We start from the raw sequence: 18,669 nt of genomic DNA on the forward strand, positions 1-18,669 counted from the left end.
ACTCTAATCGTAGATAACATGCAGCGAATGGCTACTTTATTAGAATCAGGGGAATATCCCGAATGGTCATCCAGTATTTTTAAACTGGCTAAAAATATGAGCTTGATCGTGATGACACCCAATACATTTTTCTGAATTTCTATAGTGGAATGGGGTCACTAAGCGATCTCGTATTGTATAGAAACGGAAAGGATTCGCTTTCGCAGGTGGGAACTTTAAGAATGAAAAACAGCACTAAATCGTTTATTAACCTTGTTTACCTGTGCTGCGCGATAGGTCTGGCGGTGTTCATTCTGACGCTCCTTGGCCGTTTAGTCGGTGCGGGATTAGCATGGAATGTGAAGGAGGATTTCCCCTTCTCTTTCAAAGACGTGTGGATATGTCTTGAGTTAAGCTGGCTGGGGCTGCCTGCGGGTTTGATCATCTGGTTTTTTTATCACCGGTAAAAGACCTGGACAGGTTGCAATGTGAATCACCTCCCGTCCCTGCTGGCGGGCGTTACGGACCGCACTATTCCCCGGCCTGCATAATATGGGCGATAAACTGGGTTAACTTCGGTAAGGGTCGTAAATCCTGAAGCCACAGCAGATGCACCGGCCTCGGCTGTGGGGTGAAATTCTCCAGCACCCGAATCAGCCGACCATTCGCCAGCTCGTCCGCCACCAGCACTTCCGGCTGGAGCAGCAACCCCGCACCGGCTATCGCCGCCGTTCGCAATCCGTAGCCATCGTTGCAGCGCAAGATCGCATCGCGCTTCCAGCGCACCTCCCCTTCCACGCCCGGCAGACGCCACTCGTTGCGCGCGGTCCATACCGTGTGCGACAGGCAAAGATGCTCCACCAGATCGTCCGGCGTTTGCGGCGTGCCGTGGCGCGCTAAATAGTCCGGCGCGGCGCAGATCGCCATCCGGTACGGGCAGAGGTATTTCGCCACCAAATCCTCGTTATGGATATCGCCAATGCGGATCGCCAGATCGACTCCCTCCTCCACCAGATCAACCATCCGGTTGGTGAGATCCAGCTCGACGCGCACCTCCGGGAAGCGCTGCAAAAAGGTGGCGACGAGCGGCGCGACGACGCAGCCGCCGAACGAGGTGGGTGCCGTCACGCGCAGGGTTCCGGCTGGCGCTGCACGTAGCCGTTCGACCGCGCTCTCGGCGACAAAAACCTGCTCCAGCACCCGCTTTGCCTCGTCAAAGTAGACGCGCCCGGCGTCGGTGAGGCTTTGGCGGCGGGTGTTGCGCTCCAGCAGCCGCGTGCCGAGCTGCGATTCCAGCAGCGCAACGTATTTCCCCACCATCACCGCCGACATCTCCAGCCGCGAGGCCGCGCCGGTAAAGCTACCGCTTTCCACCACCGCGATAAAGGTCTCCATGCCGCGAAGCTTATCCATATTCCAAACCCCTGGTTAGTAATGCCCTAACTTTAGCCCAGTTTATCCGCCTTTTTATTTATTAAACAATGAAGGCTCACAACTGGAGGAGTCAACTATGAAAATCGTGATTATTGGTGCCAGCGGTACGGTAGGACGTGCGGTGACGGAAGAGCTGAGCCGCCGTCATGAGGTGATTCGCGTCGGCCGGACGCAGGGCGACGAGCAGGTGGATATCACCTCGCAGGCGAGCGTGCAGGCGCTGTTTGAGAGCATCGGCAAGGTCGATGCGATCGTCTCCGCCAGCGGCGGCCTGCACTTCGGCCCGCTCGCAACGATGAAGGACAGCGACTTTAACCAGGGGCTGCAGGATAAGCTGCTCGGGCAGGTGCGCCTGGCGCTGACCGGCCAGCATTACCTGAACGAAGGCGGCTCGATTACGCTGATTAGCGGCATCGTGGCGCACGAGCCGATTGCGCAGGGCGTGAACGCCACCACGGTGAACGCGGCGCTGGAAGGCTTCGTTCGCGCCGCCGCCTGCGAGCTGCCGCGCGGCATTCGCATCAACCTGATTAGCCCAACGGTGCTTACCGAATCCGCCGAAGCCTACGACGGCTTTTTCCCCGGCTTTGAAAGCGTTCCCGCCGCGACCGTCGCCCAGGCCTATCGCCGCAGCGTGGAAGGGGTGCAGAGCGGCCGCGTGTATAAAGTGGGTTACTGAGCCTTACGGGCCGAGATCAGCACCAGCATCGGGCGCTCGGCCTCTTCCGCCAGCGCGGGCCACGCCTCGATTTGCGCCCGCGTTGGCCCCCATTCGTTAACGTTGCTGACCGTTAACCCCGCCCCGATCAGCGCGTTTAGCGTCGTGCCCAGCGTGCGGTGATATTTGATGACGCCGTCCGCCAGCCAGCTGCTGACGCGCTGGCCTTCGTCCTGATAGCGATTCACGCCCCAGAAACGCTCGCCGTCGTCGTCGGTCAGCCAGCCCTGCCGCGTGGCGCAGGTGTATATCGGGTGTTCGATGGAAAACACCAGGCTGCCGCCGGGCTTCAGCGCCTGTTGTACCTTGCCAAACAGCGTGTTCAGCTCCGGCAGGTAGTGCAGCGCCAGCGAGCTGTAGACCAGATCGAGGCTGTTTTCTTCAAGCGCGATGGATTCCAGATCGCTGCGGCGGTAGTGGATATGCGCGTCGTCGGTCAGCTCCGCGGCCCGGGCGAGCATCTTCTCGGAAATATCAACGCCCGTGATTTCAGACGCCCCCAGCTCGCGCGCCGCGCGGCAGAACCAGCCGTAGCCGCAGCCGAGATCGATAACCGCTTTGCCGGACAGATCCGGCAGCATGCCCTTCAGCGCGGGCCACTCCGGCGCGCCGTCCAGCCCCTGCACCGAGCGCGGAAGCCGGGCGTAGCCTTCGAAGAACGCCGGGTTGTCGTAGATGTTTTGTGCCATGGCAGATCCCTCTTTAAGAATGTGGCTGACAGTATAAAGCATTCCCTGCGGCCTAATGCCCTCACCCCAGCCCTCTCCCACCGGGAGAGGGCGAAATGCACCTTATCCTACCGCCCCCCAGACAAGGTTGCCCTTGTGGAACGTCGCGGTGCGCGGGGAAATGCGCGCCACGGCCTCGGCGGAGCAGGAAGCGTCCACCAGCACGAAGCTGGCGTCATCCTGCGCCTTCGGCCAGACGCGCTCGCCGTTGTCGTTCAGCGGCAGCACGTCGCCGGTCGCGATGCCCAGCGCGCGGGAGAGCGTCTGCTCGTTCGGGCGGATGTAAAGCTGGGCGTAAAGGTTTGCTTTTTCGAGCATGTCCCCCAGGCCGTACGGCGACCAGTGGTCGATCACGCTGTCGGTGCCGGTCATCACAAACACGCCCTTATCGCGCAGCTGCTTGAGCGGCATGTGCAGGGTGCCAATCGGCACCGTAGAGGCAATGGTTACCTGCTGCGCCGCCATGCGGGTGGCGAGCTCGTCCACCTGCTCTGCGTTCAGCGTCGCCAGCGCGAAGGCGTGGCTGATGGTCAGCTTGCCCTTCAGCGCCGGCGTTTTCTCCACGGTTTCCACCATGTAGTTGACCGCCGCCACGCCTGCCGGGCTGGTTTCATGCAGGTGGATATCCACCCCTTTGTCATAATCCAGCGCAATCTGGAACATGGTATCGAGGGATTTTTCCATCGCGCCGTCCACGCTCGTCGGATCCAGCCCGCCCACGTAGTGCGCCCCCGCCTGCATCGCCTCGCGCATCAGCTTTTCAGAATGGGATAACAGCAGGCCGTGCTGCGGGAAGGCCACAATTTCGCAGTCAAACCCCGCGCGGCGGCGCGATAGCACCGCCTGCAGGTTTTCAAGGTTCTTCAGGCCGGACACCGGCTCGATGTTGCAGTGGCTGCGGGCGATAGTCGAGCCTTTGGACTGGATCAGGTCGATAAGCGCCTCCGCCCTCTCCTGGGTATAAGGCTGCAGTTCCGGCAGCAGCTTCTGCTCCAGGCGGATCATGTCCTGGATGGTGGTGCCTGCCGGGCGGTTAAGCGAGCGCCACGGGCCGCCGTAGAAGGTTTTGTCCAGGTGAATGTGCATGTCGCGCATCGCCGGAAGCATCAGCTTGCCGCCCGCGTCATAGTGCGGGAGCGAGGCGTCCGCGTGGCTTTTATTCTCGCGCAGGGCAATGATTTTGCCGTCCTCGATCTCCAGCGTTTTCAGCTCGGTGCGGGTGCTCGTCGCCACGCCGCCGTGGAAGTTAAACCCGGCCTCCAGCAGCACGTTGTCAAGATAGTAGTGGTTTGCGGTGATGTTCATCGGTTTGCCCGTTTCGCAGGTTTGCTTTGCGTTGTCCGCAGCATACGCGACGGAGCCGGTCGCGCCAAACAGCGCGCAGGCGGTGACCATTTTGCCGCTCTGGCTGATAAACTCGCGGCGGCTTTTGTTTTCACTCATCTTATTTTCCTTCATTCACAATGTGGGTGCCGGTTTCGCCGCGCAGCGCCGCGGGCAGGCACTCCGGCGAGGTGATAATCACGCGCCTGCCGCCGTGGTGTAAAAATTCCAGCGAGGCGACGATTTTCGGCAGCATGCTGCCCGCCGGGAAGTGGCCTTCGGCCATATAGCGCGTCATTTGCGCCACGCTGACCACGTCCAGCGCCTGCTGGTTCGGCTTGCCGAAGTGAACGCACACCTTCTCCACGCCGGTGGTGATCACCAGCACGTCGGCGCCGATCTCGCGGGCCAGCAGCGCGGTGGAGAGATCTTTATCGATGACCGCATCAACGCTGTGATAATCCCCCTGCGCCGAGCGCACAACGGGAATGCCGCCGCCGCCCGCGCCGATCACCACAAAGCCTTTTTGCGTCAGCGCCTTGATGGCATCCGCCTCGACGATGCGAACGGGCTGCGGCGAGGCCACGATGCGGCGATAGCCGCGGCCTGAATCCTCGACAAAATGCCAGTCCGGATGAGCACGCTGCAGTTCGTCGCGCTGCGCCTCGCTGAAGAAGGCGCCAATCGGTTTTGTCGGGTGCGTAAAGCCGGGATCGTCTTTATCCACTTCTACCTGGGTGACGACCGTGACCGCTTTTTGCTCCCCGCGCCCCGCCAGACGGTTGTTAAGCGCCTGCTGGATCAGGTAGCCGATGCCGCCCTGGGTATCCGCCACGCAGTTCGCCAGCGGCGTCAGCGGCAGCCCTTCACGCTCGTGGGCAATTTCGGCGCGGCGCAGATCCAGCCCCACCTGCGGGCCGTTGCCGTGGGTGAGGACGATGTCATAGTCCGACGCCAGCATCTCCAGCACGGACTCTGCCACCGCTTTTACCGCCTGCGCCTGGTGCTCGACCGACTGGCTGGCGTTATCTTTGATAATGCTGTTGCCGCCGATGGCGACGACCATGAGTTGTTTCATTTTTGTTCCTTTGAGAAGGTGCGGTATTTTCCCCTCACCCTAACCCTCTCCCCTATGGGGAGAGGGAACGATTACACCCTCTCCCCATAGGGGAGAGGGCTGGGGTGAGGGGCAATATCAGGACTCAGAAACCGTCGCGCTTGCGCTCGCCGTCTCGCGACTATCAAGGAAATGCTTCACCACGAACATGCCGCCCATCATCAGGTAGGCCGTGACGAACATCAGCGAGCTGCCCTCGGCGAAGCCGACCGCCGGCGCGTGGATCACGCCAAACAGCGCCAGCAGCGCCCCGCCCGCGGCGGCGACGGCTCCGCGCAGCGGCTTGTTGATGATGGCGAAGATGGCAATGCAGCCCCAGAGCATGCTGGCAAGCGGCGCGCCGCTGCCCAGATGCACCAGGCCTTCGTAGTAAATGCCCTTGCTGTGCAGCACGTCGGTGCCGATTGTTGCCGCGCTGGTGCCCGCCGCCCCCATCACGCTGTTCATCATGGTCAGCGCCCAGTTGGCGATCCACGGGAACAGGCAGATGAAGATCACGGGCACCTCCACCTTCGGCGTTTCGCGCACCACCTGGTTGGCGGTGACCACCCCGATAAAGACCAGAATCGGCACGATGGCGGTCATCGGGATGATGGCGAGCATAAAGGCCCCCAGCCCGAACAGCGGCACGATGAACATGGTCACGCCGGAGGCCAGCGTATAACCGATGCTCGCCCCCATCGCTTTCCAGCCCGCGTGGCCGACGTAGACCGTCACCGGGAACGGGTTGCCCATCAGGCAGCCGAGCATCGACGCCAGGCCGTTCGCCAGCATCACCTTGCGGGTCGGGTATTCATCCCCCGCCGCGTGGGCGCTCTCGATATTTTCGAGGTCGAAGATGTAGTTCGCCAGCCCCAGAGGAACCGCCGAGGCCAGGTACGGCAGCGCGTGCGGCAGCCCCTGCATAAAGCCTTCGATATGCACCGACGGCGGGTTAAAGCCGAACGAGGACATCGACGCTTTTATCGCCTCCGGGCTTTGCAGGCCGGAGATCCACGCAAGCAGAGTGCCGGCAACCAGCAGCAGCAGGCCGGTCGGGATGCGGGCGAAGATCGGCTTTTTGCCAAACCAGTTAATGAATATCAGCAGCAGCACGATGAAGGAGACGGTCGGCGCTTCGAACGCCTGCAGCATCGGGTTCATCGCCAGCAGCAGCAGGCCTAAGCCGGAGAGGCACGACAGCAGCACGGTGCGCGGGATCATCCTGCGGATGGTTTCGCCTAAGAACGAACCGCCCGCCAGAATCAGCGCCTCCACGAAGCACCACACCAGGCCAATCTGGATGGCGAAATCCGCGTCGCCCGTCTGCTGATAAACCGGCATCAGCACCAGAAAGGTGACGGTAAAAATCGACGGGGCGCTCGGGCCCGACGGCAGTGCGGTGACGTCCGTTCGCCCGGTGGCACGGGCCATCTGCAGACCAAACCACGTATAGCAAACGCTGGCCACCAGTACCGCCAGCCCGAAGGCCGGCGCGATGCGTCCATAAACAATTTCCTTCGGGATGCCGACGACAAAAATGAGCAGCCCCATCATGGTCAGCAGATTGGTCAGGTTGTTGGTCATCAACCCGAAATACGCCGCCCAGTCACCTCTTTTCCACTCCAGCTTGATGTTTTTCATGGATGCTTGCCTTATAAAAAGTAGCGATCGCGGAAGGTCAACAGCGCCTTTTCAAAACAGCTAAACGGCGGGTGAACGATGCCCGCCCCGATCATGCCAATGCCCGCGTCTTTATGGGCAATGGCGGTGTTGATCACCGGCAGAATGCCGCTGCCGGCCACTTTGGTGATGTCGATGGCGCTCGGTATGCCCATGAACGACAGCAGCGGAATGGTGACGTTGGGGTTTTCCCCGAGGGTGATTTCGCGCATCTGGCGCGAGAAGTCGATGGCTTCGTCCACCGTGCCGCCCACCAGCGCCACAATCGCCGGGGCTGTGGCCATCGCAAAGCCGCCGATGCCGTAGGTTTCGGTAATCGCGCTGTCGCCGATGTCCAGCCCGGAGTCTTCCGGCTTATAGCCCGCGAACATCGGGCCAATCACCTGCTGCGCCGGGCCGGTAAACCACTGCCCCGGCAGGCCGGACACGCGCAGGCCGAACTCGTAGCCGTTGCGCGCCATGGTGGTGACCACGGTGCTGTACTCGATGCCGTGCGCGGCGTCCAGCGCGGCTTTGCACATCGCCATCCACGTCGGGCCGGAGAAGTAGTCGCTGCTGGCGACGAACTCGAACACCTCGCGCTGCTGCTCCACCGGATAACCGGCCTGAATCAGACCCGGCGTCAGCGCCTGGATCAGCAGCGTGGTGCCCGCGTTGTTGCGGTTGTGGCACTCGTCGCCCATGTGCAGGGCCTGGGCCAGCATCAGGCGCAGATCTATTTCGCCGATAATCTTCATCGCGTCGCGCAGCATCGGGCCGAGCACGTCGCGCATCCAGTTCAGGCGGTCGATCACGCTCTGGTCGTTAGCGCCCATGCGCAGGATCTTCGCCATCTGCTCGCTGAGGTTGGTAAACGCGCGGTTGCCGTAGGTTTTGTTCTCGACGATGTGCATAAACATCGACGCGGAGGTGACGCCCGCCATCGATCCCACGCAGTCGTGCTCGTGGCACGGCGAGAAGGTGATGTCGCCCGACGCCGCGACGCGCTCCGCGTCTTCGATATCTTTCGCCAGCCCCTCGAATACCAGCGCCCCGGTGACCGCCCCCTTCATCGCACCGCACATGTTTTCCCACGAGACGGGCGGACCGGCGTGAAGAATGGTGGTGCGGGTCATTCCCGGCACGACGTTAATCGCCTGGTCATAGCCCACCAGCACCGGATGAGACTGAATAATGCGCTCCAGCGCAATGGCGTTAGCGGCGGCGATTTTTTCCGCCAGCGGCTTTTCCGCAAGCTGGTCGAGCGCGTCCACCACCTGCATATTGCCCTGCCCCGGCGGCGTCCAGTCGAGCCGGGTGACGGGAACGTGCTGCTTTTTGAGATCGTCACTGAACATCGCAATGCCAACGTTAATCACGTTCAGCGGCTGGTTGAATAAGGTCGTCATTATGCTTTCTCCCCTTTGCAGACAAATTCGCGCGCCAGCAGTCCGGTATTGGTGCTGCTGCTGGCCCAGATGACGCCCGCGTCGGTCAGCAGCTGGCACTGCTGCGCCAGCGTCTGCGGATCCTGGTCGGTGCCGAGCACGTAGCCGAGGATCGCCAGCGGGCGGCCGTCGGCCTTCGCGATCGCCTGCGCCTCTTCGATCGCCTCAAGCATGACGCCCACCGGATCCTCGTGCGCGCCGAAGCCCAGCACGAAGTCCATCACGATCACTCCCACTTCGGGATCGCGCGCCTCCTGCAGCAGGCGGCTGATGCGGTTGGTCGGGTCGATCATCGGGTGCGGCCTGCCGTGGGTGAAATCGTCGTCGCCGAAGTCGAGGAAGGTATGGGCCTGGCTGACGTTGATGTCTTGCAGGCGTTTAGCCGGATCCGGCTGGATGTTGCTGTAGACGTCGTCGAACTTCTCCAGCGCGGCGAACATCGCCTCGTCGCACAGGGTGCCGCCGCAGAACAGGCCGCGAATGTACTTCTGCTGCGGCGTCAGGCGGGCGCGCACCTCTTCAATCAGCGGCCAGTTGAGCGGGTGCAGATCGAGAGACTCCTTTTTAATGCCGGTCAGCAGCACCGCCTTCAGCGCCGCCTCTTTGGTGGCGCGGGCAAACTGCAGGCCGTCCTCATCGGCGGGCGGTTCGCTGCGGCCGAGGAAGCAAACGACGACCGGCTTACGGCAGGCGCGCGCGCGGGCCAGCACCTTTTCGGCAACGGCGGGCGCAGGCGGCTTGGAGATCAGCGCTATCACCCGGGTGGAATCATCGGCTTCAAGCATGGCGATGGCGTCGAGCATCATCAGGCCGCCGATCTTTTCGCTAAGATCGCGACCGCCGGTGCCGATCAGCTGCGATATGCCGCCGCCAAACTCGTGAATGCGCACGCTCAGCTCCTGGCTGCCGGTGCCGGAGGCGCCGACGATGCCGATCGGCCCGCGGCGCACCGCGTTGGCAAAGCAAAGACCCGCGCCGTTGATGATGGCGGTGCCGCAGTCCGGCCCCATCATCAGCAGCCCTTTCTGGTGCGCCAGCTGCTTAAGCGCCAGCTCGTCGTCGAGCGACACGTTGTCGGAAAACAGCATCACGTTGAGATCGTTTTCCAGCGCCTGGCGCGCCTCGCGGGCGGCAAAGGTGCCGTTGACGGAGATGACCGCCAGGTTAGCGTCGGGGCGATGGGTTTTGGCGCTGGCAATCGTCGCGTAGCGCGCCTCGTGGGAGCCCGCGCTCTCCTTACGCGTGAACAGCGCTTCAATGGCGGCCAGGGTTTCATCATTCGCCGCCTCGCCTTTAATGACGATCATCAGGTCGCCGTTTTTGGCCTCATTTAATTCCGGCGTCAGCAGGCCGAGGTTTTTTAAAACGCCCTTGTTCATTTCGGTCGCCATCGCCACAAACGCCTGCTCAACGCCCGGCAATTTATTGGCTTTGGTGGAGACCGACATTAAGGAGACCGAATCAAAATAGGTATTCTTTTTGATGACGATTTTGGTTGGCATTATTTTCTCCTGATCGCGGATAAAAGGGGGCCGCCAGCGTGCAAAATGCACGTTGGTAAAATGCGTGTAGTGAAAAGCGGCCAGCCGGCTATCGCTGGCCGAAAAGATTATGCGCCTGCCGCCAGCAGCAGCTCGGCGATCGCCGTGAAGCCTTTTTCCCGCGCCAGCTCGAGCGGGGTTTTGCCGTATTTATCGGTCATGTGCGGATTCGCGCCGTGATCCAGCAACAGCTTCACAATTTCCTGCTGTTTGGCGCCGCCGTCGTTTAGCACGATGGCCTCCAGCAGCGGCGTCCAGCCGACGAAGTTGGTGTGGTTGACGTTAATGTCGGTTTTTTCCAGCAGCTCGCGCACGATCTCAACGTGGCCTTTTTCGCTCGCGGGGGTAATGCCCACGCCGCCGAATCGCGTCAGGCGATCGAGATCGGGATTCGCCGGTAGTACGATGCGCAGCAGGGTTACGTCGTTCGTCAGGCAGCTAATCAGGAAGGGGTTAAAGCAGGTCTGATCCTGCATATCGATATCCGCCCCGGCGGAAATTAACCGCTCAACGCAGGCGTAGTGCTTGTTCAGGCTGGCAATAATAATGGCGGTGCGCTTCTGGCGATTGGTGGCGTTAATATCCACGCCCTTCTCGATGCAGGCATTGAGCGCGTCGATATTTCCCTGCTCTGCCGCCAGCAGAAATTCAGTAACGAGTTCAGTTGCAGACATATTCAGACTCCCGATGTATTCATTTCTGATGAGCCGAGAATAGCAACAGCCCCGGCAGAAAAGAATCCGCTTAAAAAGCATTCATCGACAGCCAATTCATTGTTGAGTTAGATTTAACAATCTGGCTAAAACGTGCGGCCGTGCAACCTTTTTCTTATGACGCACCGCTTTTTAGCCGCGCAAAGCTGCATTATGCTTATGGCTCATGAGGCCTTGCCGCACGCGGCTCGCGAGAAATTGGCAGAACTGTGATCGGCATCAAACGCAGTGTTGCCGTGCTGTTAAAATATGTTCAAAACTGATGGTTGCATGGAGCCGTGATATGAATTCCATCTTTACCGAAGAGAACCTGCTGGCCTTCACCACCGCGGCGCGGTTTGGCAGCTTCAGCAAAGCGGCGGCGGAGCTTGGCGTGACCACATCCGCGATTAGCTACACCATCAAGCGCATGGAGACCGGGCTGGACGTGGTGCTGTTCGTGCGTAATACCCGCAGCATCGAGCTGACCGAGTCCGGGTTTTATTTTTACCGCAAGGCCACCGACCTGCTGAACGACTTTCACGCCATCAAGCGCGGGATCGATACCATCTCTCAGGGAATTGAGACGCGGGTGCGCATCTGCATTAACCAGCTGCTGTACACGCCGCGCCACACCGCCAGGCTGTTGCAGGTATTGAAAAAGCAGTTCCCCACCTGCCAGATTACCGTCACGACCGAGGTGTATAACGGCGTCTGGGATTCGATCATCAACAACCAGGCCAATATCGCGATCGGCGCGCCGGACACGCTGCTGGACGGCGGCGGGATTGATTACACCGAAATCGGCGCGATCCGCTGGGTATTTGCCATCGCGCCGACGCATCCGCTGGCGTTTGTGCCGGAGCCGATTGCCGAAAGCCAGCTGCGCCTGTATCCGAACATCATGGTCGAAGATACCGCGCACACCATCAACAAGAAGGTCGGCTGGCTGCTGCACGGCCAGGAGGCGATCCTGGTGCCGGACTTTAACACCAAGTGCCAGTGTCAGATTCTGGGCGACGGGATTGGGTTTCTACCGGAATACATGGTGAGGGACGCGGTGGAAGACGGCCTGCTGATCGCGCGGCGGATTAACAACCCGCGCCAGGATTCCCGCATGCTGCTCGCTACGCAGCATGCGGCTACCGGCCAGGTCACGCGCTGGATCAAACAGCAGTTTGCTCCGCAGGGCGTGTTAACCGGAATTTACAGCGACTTGCTCTGGCGCGCCTAGCTTTTGGTTTGTACCCAGAAGGCGTGGATGAGGCCGGGAATATAGCCCAGCAGCGTCAAAAGAATGTTCAGAATAAACGCCCAGCCGAAGCCTTTGCCAAGCAGCACGCCCAGCGGCGGCAAAATAATGGTAAAGACGATACGCCAAAAACCCATGATGTCTCCCTACAAGCTAACCAGTTGAAAGTCATGAAAAGTATTGCTCTTTAAGCGTAGCCAGATTAGCGGCAAGCGCCACGGCTAAACGCGCTTTTTACCCTCTTTTACGTTTAACGGGCTGGCAGAACGCCCGCCTTTAGTTTAGCATTATCTTAATTAAGCAAAGGCTAAATTAACATGAACGAACTCGAACAGCTCCAGGCCAGCGCCGCGCAGGCCGCCGCGTTACTTAAGGCGATGAGCAACCCAAACCGGCTGCTGATCCTCTGCATGCTCTGCGGCGCGCCGGGCACCAGCGCGGGCGAACTGGCGCGCGCCACGGGCCTTAGCGCATCCGCCACCTCGCAGCATCTGGCGCGTATGCGCGACGAGGGCCTGATCGACAGCACGCGAGACGCCCAGCGCATCCTCTATGCCATCAAAAATGATGCCGTCAACCAGCTCATTAGCACCCTGAAAACCCTTTACTGCCCGTAAGGAGCCGCTATGTCTTTACCTCTACTTTCGCCCCAGCAGGCCAGCGCGCTGCTCGCTGAAGGCGCGACGCTAATCGATATCCGCGATCCGGACGAGTACGCCCGCGAGCGCATCGCCGGGGCGCGCTCTGTTCCGCTCGACGCCCTGCCCGCCGGGCTGCACGTTAAGCCCGGCGATACGGTGATTTTTCACTGCCAGTCCGGCATGCGCACGTCGAACAACGCCGGGCGGCTCGCGCAGGCTGCTCCCCTGGCACACGGCTGGCTTCTTGAGGGCGGCATTCAGGGCTGGAAGCAGGCCGGGCTGCCGACCGTTGAAGATAAATCCCAGCCGCTTCCGCTGATGCGCCAGGTGCAAATTGCCGCAGGCGCGCTGATTTTGTGTGGCGTAGCGCTGGGCTACAGCGTGTCCTCGGGCTTTTTCCTGCTCAGCGGGTTTGTCGGCGCGGGCCTGCTGTTTGCCGGGGTGACCGGCTTTTGCGGCATGGCGCGGCTGCTGAAGGTGATGCCGTGGAACCGACGCCCCTCGTAAGGCGTAATCGCTGAAATAGATTGTACGCCCCAGCGCGCGTGGGCTAAGGTGAAAACACACCAATGAAGAGGAGGTACTATGTTTTCTGTCGGCGATTATGTGCAACCGCGCCAGGGCGGTCCAAAACTGAAAATTCTTGAAGTGAACGGTGAAGAGATCGTGGTGGTACAGGCGAGCAATGAGCAGGGCGAAAAGTTCACGCTCAACGCGGCGGAGGTGACACCCTACACCGAAGCCGGTGATTTTGGCGTTTGCTGAGATAACTAGCCGGGCGGCGCGTTCCGCCCGGCAATGTCGTTAAATCAGGAAATCATCCAGCGACTTACCGTTTTCCAGCGCAATCGCAATTGGCTTCGGCGTGCGGCCCTGGCCTGTCCACGTTTTCTCTTCACCGTTTGCGTCAGTAAAGCGATATTTCGCTTCACGGGTTTTACGTTTTTTCGCCTGATTGCCCCCGCTTACCAGTTCAGAACCCAGCAAATCAGACGGGGAAATGCCGTCGGCTTTCATCAGCTCCAGCAGAGCATTAATTTTTTCCTGCTGCTCGGCACGCTGCTTTTCAAGCTCTGACTGCTCGTTACGTTTTTCTTCAACAACGGTGTTGAATTTCTCCAGCACGTCCTCGAGAACGTCCAGGGATAATTCACGGGCCAGCGCACGAAGTGTGCGGATATTATTAAGATTCTGTAACGTCAAAGACATATTAATTGAAAACCTTTTCGTTGTATGTAAGCCGAAAATCAGTTAATAGAATAATTCATTTCGTTCGCAATATCCACCCGCGATCGCCTTTCGTTATTATTGTAGATATTTATCTTAAACTAATTATCTATATTACTTAATAACTCTTTTGCAAATTAATCACCACGATAATATCCAGGATCAACGGCGGCTACGCATGGACATTCTCCGGCGCAGCCATATTTTGCATAAAAATTCATTTTTATTGGATGAATAAATGACGCTACAGGCAGAATTTTACGCTACGACAGCACGGAAAAATGGATAAATATTACGCTAATCTGCCATACAGCCCTCCGCTTACCTCTCAGGCGGCGCGCAGCGCAGACACTTACACACACAAAACACTAACCACATGATTTAAAATGCAAAAAATCGAAGAGAGAGAGAAAATAACGAAGCGGGCGAGAAACAGGCAACTTTAGAGAATTTTGTTGACAAAACGCCATTAAATAAAAATTTATCACTAATTGTTAGTTTACAGGCAGAGATATACTCTATGCGCATCAAATTAGCCAACCTAAAGCACTACTCGCTGCGGGTAGGAACGTCTTTTATAGTGCGCTCAAGGAGTTCAGCCATGTTTTCACCGCAGTCTCGCCTGCGCCATGCGGTAGCGGATACGTTCGCGATGGTTGTCTATTGTTCCGTCGTCAACATGATGATCGAAATTTTCCTCTCAGGAATGACCTTTGAGCAGTCGCTTTCTTCTCGTCTTGTCGCGATCCCGGTTAACATTCTTATTGCATGGCCATACGGTATGTACCGCGATGCGATCATGCGCTGCGCGCGCCGCGTAAGCCCAACGGGCTGGGTGAAAAACCTGGCAGACGTGCTGGCCTACGTGACGTTCCAGTCACCGGTATACGTTGCGATTCTGCTGGTAGTGGGCGCGGACTGGCACCAGATTGCCGCAGCCGTAAGCTCAAATGTCGTGGTGTCGATGCTGATGGGCGCGGTATATGGCTATTTCCTGGACTACTGCCGTCGCCTGTTTAAAGTCAGCCACTATGGCCAGGCTAAAGCGTGAAGGAAGACGACTGGCTTAGGCCAGTCGAAAACTTACTGCACCTCGCCGAACACTCCTGTCAGGAAGCGCTCCAGCGCCATTCGGGAGCTAAAACCGTGCGGAATACCATAATGCTCATGCGTTTCACCGCCTAAATAGAGCGGAAATTGCTGGTAATGATCGCAGGTTTTAATTTCCGAGGCAGGCTCAGCAAATGACAAACTTCTGTCTTTCAGCGTCGGGTGAATAATGAGAGCCGTGCGCCCCATTCTCGCTTCACGGTTGACATAAACATAATTCTCGCCGCGGCGATATCCATAGGCTTTTGATGTCACTTCGTCCATGGTGAATCCCGCTTTTTCAAGAACGCGCGCCACCTCATCCGGTCGTAAATACATATATATTCCTCGTTATCTTTTCCTGCCCGGCAACCTTACAGTAATCAGCATTAGCAGTGCTTTCAGAATATTCCATAAACTGTCTTTTACGTCGTGACTCGCTTCAGACATTTGATTCGTGAGCTAGACTTAATGGGAACGCCAAATTAAGGAGGATCGTATGTTTAACAGACCGAACCGAAACGATATTAACGACGACGCTCAGGATATTCGTAATGATGTCAGCCAATTAGCCGACACGCTGGAAGAGGTGTTGAAATCCTGGGGAAGTGACGCCAAGGACGAAGCGGATGCCGCGAAACGTAAGGCTCAGTCTTTGCTGCGCGAAACGCGCGCCAGAATGAACGGCCGTTCGCGCGCCTCTCAGGCCGCCTGCGATGCCATGAGCTGCGCAAATACCTTCGTGCGTGAAAAACCGATGTACGCGCTGAGCACCGTTGCCGCGGTAGGGATCTTCGTGGGTGCCCTGCTCAGCCTGCGAAAATAAGTTAGTGGCTTCATATCGGCCCCGTTAGCCTTAGGTTACGGGGCTTTTCTTTGTCCAATAGCTGAAAATCGCCATCAGCCGCCCCTGCCCCGTCGTGCTCATCATCGGGACATCATCAATCTAAATTTCCCATATCTTGTATGGTTGAAATCTTTCACAACTACATCTAGTATCTTTCTTAGCAAGAGACACACAACCCGACGCGAAGCTTCGCGCCGCTTTCTCATTCTAAATGGAAATACGAATCATGAGCATTATTATTTACACTCGTAACGATTGTGTTCAGTGCCACGCTACCAAGCGCGCCATGGAAAGCCGCGGCGTTGCCTTTGAGATGGTGAATATCGACCTGGTCCCGGACGCCGCCGACGCGCTGCGCGCGCAGGGCTTCCGCCAGCTTCCGGTGGTTGTTGCCGGTGAAACCAGCTGGTCCGGCTTTCGCCCGGATATGATCAACCGCCTTAGCGCTCAGGCCGCCCGTGCATGAGCACGCTGGTCTACTTCTCCAGCAGTTCGGAAAACACGCTTCGCTTTATTGAGCGCGTCGGGCTGCCCGCGATCCGCATTCCGCTCAACGAGCGGGAGCGCATTCAGGTGGACGAACCCTACATCCTGGTGGTGCCCAGCTACGGTGGCGGCGGCACGGCCGGCGCGGTGCCCCGCCAGGTGATTCGTTTTCTGAACGATCCGCACAACCGGCAGCGCATTCGCGGCGTGATCGCAGCGGGCAATCGCAACTTCGGCGACGCGTTTTGCCGCGCCGGCGATCTCATCTCTCAAAAATGCGGCGTGCCGTATCTCTATCGGTTTGAACTGATGGGGACACCGCAGGACGTTGAAAACGTGCGTAAAGGAGTGAACGAATTTTGGCAACGACAACCGCAGAACGCGTAATCCAGGGGACGCCGGATTACCACGCGCTGAACGCGATGCTTAACCTCTACGATCGCGAGGGGCGCATCCAGTTCGGCAAAGACCACGAGGCGGTGGACGCCTTTTTTGCCGCCCACGTCCGTCCGAACAGCGTGACGTTTGGCAGCCAGCAGGAGCGCCTCGACTATCTGGTCAAAGAAGGCTATTACGAAGAGCGCGCGCTGGCCCGCTATGACCGCGCCTTCGTGGTGAAGCTGTTCGAGCGCGCCCACGCCAGCGGCTTTCGCTTCCAGACGTTTCTCGGCGCGTGGAAGTATTACACCAGCTACACCCTGAAGACCTTCGACGGCAAACGCTATCTTGAAAGCTTTGAGGATCGCACCGTAATGGTCGCGCTGACGCTCGCCCAGGGTGATGAAGCGCTGGCCGGGCGGCTGACCGACGAGATCCTCTCCGGCCGCTTCCAGCCCGCCACGCCAACGTTCCTCAACTGCGGCAAGGCCCAGCGCGGCGAGCTGGTCTCCTGCTTCCTGCTGCGCATCGAAGACAACATGGAGTCGATTGGCCGCGCGGTAAATTCGGCGCTACAGCTTTCGAAACGCGGCGGCGGCGTGGCGTTACTGCTCTCCAACCTGCGCGAAGCGGGTGCGCCAATCAAGCGCATAGAAAACCAGTCTTCCGGGGTGATCCCGGTGATGAAAATGCTGGAAGATGCGTTCTCGTACGCCAACCAGCTCGGCGCGCGCCAGGGCGCGGGCGCGGTGTATCTGCACGCGCACCACCCGGACATCCTGCGCTTTCTCGATACCAAGCGCGAAAACGCCGACGAAAAAATCCGCATTAAGACCCTGTCGCTCGGCGTCGTCATCCCGGACATCACCTTTGCGCTCGCCAAAGAAAATGCCGACATGGCGCTATTCTCGCCGTATGACGTGGAGCGCATCTACGGCAAAGCGTTCGGCGACCTAGCCATCAGCGAGCTGTACGACGAGCTGGTTGCCGACGACCGCATCCGCAAGACGTACATCAACGCCCGCGACTTCTTCCAGACGCTGGCCGAAATTCAGTTTGAGTCCGGCTATCCGTACATCATGTATGAGGACACGGTGAACCGCGCCAATCCGATTGCCGGGCGCATCAACATGAGCAACCTGTGCTCGGAGATCCTGCAGGTCAACAGCGCCTCCACCTATGACGAGAACCTGGACTACGCGGACGTGGGGAAAGATATCTCCTGCAACCTCGGGTCGCTGAATATCGCCCACACCATGGATTCCCCCGACTTTGGCCGCACGGTCGAGACGGCGATCCGCGGGCTGACGGCGGTGTCGGACATGAGCCACATCCGCAGCGTGCCGTCCATCGCGGCGGGCAACGCCGCGTCGCACGCCATTGGGCTGGGGCAGATGAACCTGCACGGCTATCTGGCACGGGAAGGCATCGCCTACGGCAGCCCGGAAGGGCTGGATTTCACCAACCTCTATTTCTACACCGTCACCTGGCACGCGCTGCACGCCTCGATGATGCTGGCCCGCGAGCGCGGCCAGCGTTTTGCGGGGTTTGAGCAGTCGCGCTACGCCAGCGGCGAATATTTCAGCCAGTATCTTGAAGGCGACTGGCAGCCGAAAACCGCGAAGGTGCGGGCGCTGTTTGCCCGCGCCGGGATCGTTTTGCCGACGCGCGCGATGTGGCAGCAGCTTCGCGCCGACGTCATGCAATACGGCATCTATAACCAGAACCTGCAGGCGGTGCCGCCAACCGGATCGATTTCCTACATCAACCACGCCACGTCGAGCATTCACCCGATCGTGTCGAAAATCGAGATCCGTAAGGAAGGCAAAACCGGGCGCGTTTACTATCCCGCCCCGTTTATGACCAACGAAAACCTGGCGCTGTACCAGGACGCGTACGAGATCGGCCCGGAGAAGATCATCGATACCTACGCCGAGGCGACGAAGCACGTGGATCAGGGGCTGTCCTTAACGCTCTTCTTCCCGGATACCGCCACCACGCGCGATATCAACAGGGCGCAGATCTACGCCTGGAAGAAAGGCATCAAGACGCTGTACTACATTCGCCTGCGCCAGCTTGCGCTGGAAGGCACCGAAATTGAAGGCTGCGTGTCCTGCGCGCTGTAAGG

At 59.0% G+C, this 18,669-nt stretch carries 22 protein-coding genes and 1 pseudogene; 12 read left to right on the plus strand and 11 right to left on the minus strand.

The genetic code is table 11. The features are described 5' to 3' along the window. Positions 1 to 125: 125 nt before the first annotated feature. Positions 126 to 185 (plus strand): annotated as a pseudogene (locus tag V1599_RS19400) (hypothetical protein); the annotation flags it as partial. 36 nt (positions 186 to 221) lie between these two features. Next, positions 222 to 446 carry a hypothetical protein gene (locus tag V1599_RS19405; protein ID WP_395300676.1) on the plus strand — a complete coding sequence of 75 codons (225 nt, stop codon included), beginning with the start codon at positions 222 to 224 and terminating at the stop codon, positions 444 to 446. A gap of 64 nt (positions 447 to 510) precedes the next feature. Here the strand turns inward: V1599_RS19405 and V1599_RS19410 are convergent, their stop codons facing one another. Continuing rightward, complete coding sequence (locus tag V1599_RS19410) at positions 511 to 1,392, minus strand: LysR substrate-binding domain-containing protein (protein WP_395300677.1); 882 nt, start codon at positions 1,390 to 1,392, stop codon at positions 511 to 513. A gap of 97 nt (positions 1,393 to 1,489) precedes the next feature. Here V1599_RS19410 and V1599_RS19415 point away from each other — a divergent pair, with 97 nt between their 5' ends. Further along, positions 1,490 to 2,092: a short chain dehydrogenase gene (locus V1599_RS19415; protein WP_297115459.1), complete on the plus strand. Its 603-nt coding sequence runs from the start codon at positions 1,490 to 1,492 to the stop codon at positions 2,090 to 2,092. Here V1599_RS19415 and V1599_RS19420 read toward each other — a convergent pair. The 7 genes from V1599_RS19420 to V1599_RS19450 all read right to left on the minus strand — a co-directional run bounded on the left by V1599_RS19420 (position 2,086) and on the right by V1599_RS19450 (position 10,603). Then, a complete protein-coding gene (locus tag V1599_RS19420; RefSeq protein ID WP_395300678.1) occupies positions 2,086 to 2,820 on the minus strand; it encodes a class I SAM-dependent methyltransferase in 735 nt (244 codons plus the stop codon). The two genes, V1599_RS19415 and V1599_RS19420, sit on opposite strands and share 7 nt — an antisense overlap. Before the next feature lie 102 nt (positions 2,821 to 2,922). Then, on the minus strand, positions 2,923 to 4,302 hold the full coding sequence (locus V1599_RS19425) for an amidohydrolase family protein (RefSeq protein WP_395300679.1): 1,380 nt from the start codon (positions 4,300 to 4,302) through the stop codon (positions 2,923 to 2,925). A 1-nt stretch (position 4,303) separates the two neighbouring features. After that, positions 4,304 to 5,260, minus strand: coding sequence for a carbamate kinase family protein (locus tag V1599_RS19430; protein ID WP_395300680.1), 957 nt, complete (start codon positions 5,258 to 5,260; stop codon positions 4,304 to 4,306). A 117-nt stretch (positions 5,261 to 5,377) separates the two neighbouring features. Next, entirely contained in the window at positions 5,378 to 6,922 is a 1,545-nt protein-coding gene (locus V1599_RS19435; RefSeq protein ID WP_112009634.1) for a xanthine permease, read from the minus strand. An 11-nt stretch (positions 6,923 to 6,933) separates the two neighbouring features. Continuing rightward, a complete protein-coding gene (locus V1599_RS19440) occupies positions 6,934 to 8,349 on the minus strand; it encodes a DUF1116 domain-containing protein (RefSeq protein ID WP_297115464.1) in 1,416 nt (471 codons plus the stop codon). Then, positions 8,349 to 9,890, minus strand: coding sequence for an acyl-CoA synthetase FdrA (fdrA, locus tag V1599_RS19445; protein ID WP_395300681.1), 1,542 nt, complete (start codon positions 9,888 to 9,890; stop codon positions 8,349 to 8,351). The genes V1599_RS19440 and fdrA overlap by 1 nt, the downstream gene beginning before the upstream one ends. A 107-nt stretch (positions 9,891 to 9,997) precedes the next feature. Beyond that, a complete protein-coding gene (locus tag V1599_RS19450; protein WP_395300682.1) occupies positions 9,998 to 10,603 on the minus strand; it encodes an ankyrin repeat domain-containing protein in 606 nt (201 codons plus the stop codon). Positions 10,604 to 10,925: 322 nt separating this feature from the next. On the opposite strand from V1599_RS19450, the gene V1599_RS19455 reads away from it, so the two are divergent. Then, entirely contained in the window at positions 10,926 to 11,855 is a 930-nt protein-coding gene (locus V1599_RS19455) for a LysR substrate-binding domain-containing protein (protein WP_112009637.1), read from the plus strand. On the opposite strand, the gene V1599_RS19460 is transcribed toward V1599_RS19455, so the two are convergent. Next, positions 11,852 to 12,010, minus strand: a complete 159-nt coding sequence (locus tag V1599_RS19460) for a YqaE/Pmp3 family membrane protein (RefSeq protein ID WP_014884952.1) — start codon at positions 12,008 to 12,010, stop codon at positions 11,852 to 11,854. The genes V1599_RS19455 and V1599_RS19460 overlap by 4 nt on opposite strands. A 180-nt stretch (positions 12,011 to 12,190) precedes the next feature. On the opposite strand from V1599_RS19460, the gene V1599_RS19465 reads away from it, so the two are divergent. From V1599_RS19465 to V1599_RS19475, 3 genes are all read left to right on the plus strand, one after another. Further along, positions 12,191 to 12,490 carry a helix-turn-helix transcriptional regulator gene (locus V1599_RS19465; RefSeq protein WP_112009638.1) on the plus strand — a complete coding sequence of 100 codons (300 nt, stop codon included), beginning with the start codon at positions 12,191 to 12,193 and terminating at the stop codon, positions 12,488 to 12,490. A gap of 9 nt (positions 12,491 to 12,499) precedes the next feature. Continuing rightward, on the plus strand, positions 12,500 to 13,021 hold the full coding sequence (locus V1599_RS19470; protein ID WP_395300683.1) for a rhodanese family protein: 522 nt from the start codon (positions 12,500 to 12,502) through the stop codon (positions 13,019 to 13,021). Between the two features lie 78 nt (positions 13,022 to 13,099). Further along, positions 13,100 to 13,279 carry a hypothetical protein gene (locus V1599_RS19475; RefSeq protein ID WP_395300684.1) on the plus strand — a complete coding sequence of 60 codons (180 nt, stop codon included), beginning with the start codon at positions 13,100 to 13,102 and terminating at the stop codon, positions 13,277 to 13,279. Between the two features lie 39 nt (positions 13,280 to 13,318). On the opposite strand, the gene stpA is transcribed toward V1599_RS19475, so the two are convergent. Further along, positions 13,319 to 13,723, minus strand: a complete 405-nt coding sequence (gene stpA, locus V1599_RS19480) for a DNA-binding protein StpA (protein WP_112009641.1) — start codon at positions 13,721 to 13,723, stop codon at positions 13,319 to 13,321. Positions 13,724 to 14,342: 619 nt separating this feature from the next. Between stpA and alaE the strand changes: the two genes are divergently transcribed. Then, positions 14,343 to 14,792: an L-alanine exporter AlaE gene (gene alaE / locus V1599_RS19485; protein ID WP_395300685.1), complete on the plus strand. Its 450-nt coding sequence runs from the start codon at positions 14,343 to 14,345 to the stop codon at positions 14,790 to 14,792. A 32-nt stretch (positions 14,793 to 14,824) separates the two neighbouring features. On the opposite strand, the gene V1599_RS19490 is transcribed toward alaE, so the two are convergent. Then, complete coding sequence (locus V1599_RS19490; RefSeq protein WP_112009643.1) at positions 14,825 to 15,169, minus strand: DUF2002 family protein; 345 nt, start codon at positions 15,167 to 15,169, stop codon at positions 14,825 to 14,827. A gap of 160 nt (positions 15,170 to 15,329) precedes the next feature. On the opposite strand from V1599_RS19490, the gene V1599_RS19495 reads away from it, so the two are divergent. From V1599_RS19495 to nrdE, 4 genes are all read left to right on the plus strand, one after another. After that, entirely contained in the window at positions 15,330 to 15,656 is a 327-nt protein-coding gene (locus V1599_RS19495; protein WP_395300686.1) for a DUF883 domain-containing protein, read from the plus strand. 247 nt (positions 15,657 to 15,903) lie between these two features. After that, complete coding sequence (gene nrdH / locus V1599_RS19500; RefSeq protein WP_112009645.1) at positions 15,904 to 16,143, plus strand: glutaredoxin-like protein NrdH; 240 nt, start codon at positions 15,904 to 15,906, stop codon at positions 16,141 to 16,143. Further along, on the plus strand, positions 16,140 to 16,550 hold the full coding sequence (gene nrdI / locus V1599_RS19505; RefSeq protein WP_112009646.1) for a class Ib ribonucleoside-diphosphate reductase assembly flavoprotein NrdI: 411 nt from the start codon (positions 16,140 to 16,142) through the stop codon (positions 16,548 to 16,550). Before nrdH ends, nrdI begins: the two co-directional genes overlap by 4 nt. Continuing rightward, on the plus strand, positions 16,523 to 18,667 hold the full coding sequence (nrdE, locus tag V1599_RS19510) for a class 1b ribonucleoside-diphosphate reductase subunit alpha (protein WP_395300687.1): 2,145 nt from the start codon (positions 16,523 to 16,525) through the stop codon (positions 18,665 to 18,667). The genes nrdI and nrdE overlap by 28 nt, the downstream gene beginning before the upstream one ends. Positions 18,668 to 18,669 lie beyond the last annotated feature (2 nt).

This window comes from Enterobacter sp. ECC-175 (assembly GCF_043968675.1).
Classification (GTDB): Bacteria; Pseudomonadota; Gammaproteobacteria; order Enterobacterales; family Enterobacteriaceae; genus Enterobacter.